Here is a 3,126-nt window from a genome sequence, read left to right on the forward strand (position 1 = left end):
GCGGCGCCGGCCTTCGCGGCGCGCGCGGGCTTGGCGGCCTGCTCGGGCCGCGCGTACCGGGACGACAGCCCCGGCCAGCGCGCCCCCCGCACCAGGACGATCAGCCCGGCCGTGGCGAGCAGCACGCCGCCCGCCATCGACAGCCCCCACCAGGGCTCCACGTGGACGACCGGGTGCGCGCCGAGCCGCATCAGCGCGCTCTTCTCCCCCGCGACCTCGGCGACGTGCGAGGGCCGCGACGCGGTCACCGAGGTGACCACGACGCCCGCGCCGAACAGCGCGAGCAGCAGCCCGACGCCGGCGCGGACCCGGCCGGCCGTGGCGAACAGCGCGGCCAGCCCGGCGAGCCCGGCCCAGCCGAGCGCGGACGCGAACTGGCCGAGGTCGTGGCCGGTGAGGTGCTGGGTGTACGGGGTGATCGAGTCCTGCGCGCGGACGGTGGCCCAGCGCTGCCCGGCGGCGAGCAGGGTCAGCCCGGCCCCGGCGGCGCACACCAGGGCCGCGACACCGCGTTCCCGGGCGGGGGTCACGACCGCTCGGCGGGCCGTTCGCCGACCACCGCGTCCAGGACGTCGGCGTCGAAGCAGGTCCGGTCGCCGGTGTGGCAGGCCCCGCCGACCTGGTCCACCTTGAGGAGGATCGCGTCCTTGTCGCAGTCGAGCGCGACCGACTTGATCCACTGCTGGTGGCCGGAGCTCTCGCCCTTCACCCAGTACTCCCGGCGGCTGCGCGACCAGTAGGTGGCGCGCCCGGTGGTGAGCGTGCGGTGGAGTGCCTCGTCGTCCATCCACGCCAGCATCAGCACCTCACCGGTGTCGTACTGCTGGGCGATGGCGGGGACGAGCCCGTCGGCGTCGCGCTTGAGCCGCGCGGCGATCTCGGGGTCGAGTCGGGACTCGGAAGGGGCGGTGGACATGCGGTCCATTCTGCCGCAGGCCATCGGCCGTCCGCGTCCAGGTCCCGCTTTCCGTCCCTCCTCCTGGTCAGCCCTTGGGGACGGGATGGTCGCCGCGGCCGGGTCGAGAGTGACGAAAGACACATGGCAAGGAGAGGCGCGGGGACGGCCACGGACGGCTCCAATGCCGCGGATACGGCCGGAGGCCGGGCGGCGGAGCGGGACGGCGGGCGGAAAGCGCGGAAACGCAGCGCAGCCCGCGTTCCGGAAAGGAACGCGGGCTGCGCGGACGACTGCGGGTGTTACAGGGGGACGACCTGGTCGGCCTGCGGACCCCGGTTACCCTGCGTCACTTCGAACTGGACGCGCTGGTTCTCGTCCAGCGAGCGGTACCCGGAGGTCTGAATCGCCGAGTAGTGCACGAAGACGTCGGGGCCACCGCCGTCGACGGCGATGAAGCCGAAGCCCTTTTCGGCGTTGAACCACTTCACGGTGCCCTGCTGGGGCATGTCTTTCTCCTTGCGGCAAAACGTGGGCCCACACCTCGCGGGCCCAGCGCGGCTGCTAGCGGAACGCTCTCGCCGCCGGGATGGTCCCGGATAGCCAAAACGCCCGCTGCCATCAGTCCGCGGGCGTCCGTACAAACGATCGAGAACCACGACTGCAACCGACCGGACCACAGTATCACCGGATCGGCGTAAAACGCAGGAGCCGCAACCCATTCGATCGGCGCCCCGAGCGGCGCCGAGCCGCGCGTCACATGGAAGCGAGTCCTGACGGACATCCGTCGATCCGAGTTCGGCGCTTGTTCGGGGCGGCGGAGAGCGCGGATTTCCGCTGGCCACCATGGTCATATGCGCGATTCCGGGCGAAGGCGGCGGCCTGTCCGGCGCCGTCCCGGAAGGGCGCCGCCTACCTGACTCACCGTTTCCCCAAACATGGAGAAGTTCCGCCGAGAGCGGAGCGCGCCGCGGCGGGCCGCGGCCCCCGGCCCCGGACGGACGGATGCGACCGGGTGGTCAGTTTTCGCGGTGCCCGCCGGGAGGCGCCGTCGGACCGATCGGCCCGACGTACTAGGAGATTCCGAACCTCTGGAACCTCTGGAACCTCTCCCGTCACCCCGATGACCGGATCCGGGATCCGGGGGCCTCGCGACGGCGCGCGCGGACGCCGTCGGCGATCTTCCGCGGCCTCCGGCGGACGCCCGGCCGGTCCTCTCCGGGCGCGCTCCGGCAGGGCGGCGACCTGTCCTCTATGGACACATTTTTAAGGACATGCAGGGCATTTTTTATCCGCCGAAGACGAGATTCGGCCGTGCGGGCCCATGCCGAGGGCACTCCCGACGGAGGCGTGCACGGCTGATGTCCTCGCGGTGAACAAAGAACTCGGCGGCGTTCGCCATTTTCTCGACGTCAAGAAGAACGCACGAAGGGCGACTCGGCCGCCGCCCCGATTCCCCTTCCGCCACTTCACCGAACAACCCGGCGCGGACCGCCGCCGGCGGCGAACCGTTCCGCCGCCCGGGCCCCGCGGCCACCCCGCGCCCGCCCCGGAAGCGGCTCCCCGGCACCGGGACGCCTCCCCTCGGCGTACTCCCCGGTTCCGGGGCCGCGGGCACGCGTGCCGCGACCCGGACGAGCCGTCCACATTAACCCTCGAAGGCGCGACTCGCGCCTCGCGGGCCCCACGGGACGGGCGTTCGCGGCCGACAGGGCCCCGGCCGGGACGGCCCGGCCGCGGCGGCGGACGGCATGCCGGGCGCCCGCCCCGATGATCATGACGGGAATACCCGATACGCCCGGATGGTAGGGATAGTCGCGCCCCAACCCTTCTGCCCCAAGGAGCCCCCGTGCCAGCAGGCTCATCTCGACGCGGAGCCTCGTCCCCCCGTCCCGCCCCGTCCGGCCCCGGCGGCACCGGCGGTCCCGACGCCTCGTCCGAGGCGGATCCCTCGGCGGCCACGGACGCCTCCGCGGCCTTCGACGCCTCGGCGGGCACTGACGCTTCGGCGGGCATTGACGCTTCGGCGGGCATTGACGCTTCGGCGGGCACGGAGATGTCGTCGGGCCTTGATGCCGCCTCGGGCACGGACGCCTCGTCCGTCGCGAGCAACGGTTCCGTGGCGGCCAACGCCGACGCGCACGCGGACGGTCGCGCCCCGGTGGGGAACGGCGCCGCGGCAGCGGCGGGCCCGTCGGACGGCCGGTCGGCGCCGGACGCCGATGGCGGCC

3 protein-coding genes are annotated in these 3,126 nt (G+C 73.3%); all 3 read right to left on the bottom strand.

Features of this window, described 5'->3' with window-relative positions; all coding sequences use genetic code 11:
* On the bottom strand, positions 1 to 530 hold a 530-nt coding region (locus tag DZF91_RS25975), incomplete at its 3' end, for a Trp biosynthesis-associated membrane protein (protein WP_235834569.1).
* Complete coding sequence (gene hisI, locus DZF91_RS25980) at positions 527 to 925, bottom strand: phosphoribosyl-AMP cyclohydrolase (protein ID WP_117359820.1); 399 nt, start codon at positions 923 to 925, stop codon at positions 527 to 529. The genes hisI and DZF91_RS25975, both read right to left, overlap by 4 nt.
* A 272-nt stretch (positions 926 to 1,197) precedes the next feature.
* Positions 1,198 to 1,404, bottom strand: coding sequence for a cold-shock protein (locus tag DZF91_RS25985; RefSeq protein ID WP_117359821.1), 207 nt, complete (start codon positions 1,402 to 1,404; stop codon positions 1,198 to 1,200).
* Positions 1,405 to 3,126 lie beyond the last annotated feature (1,722 nt).

Origin of the sequence: Actinomadura logoneensis (genome assembly GCF_003428695.1) — a bacterium.
In the GTDB taxonomy this organism is placed as follows: domain Bacteria; phylum Actinomycetota; class Actinomycetes; order Streptosporangiales; family Streptosporangiaceae; genus Spirillospora; species Spirillospora logoneensis.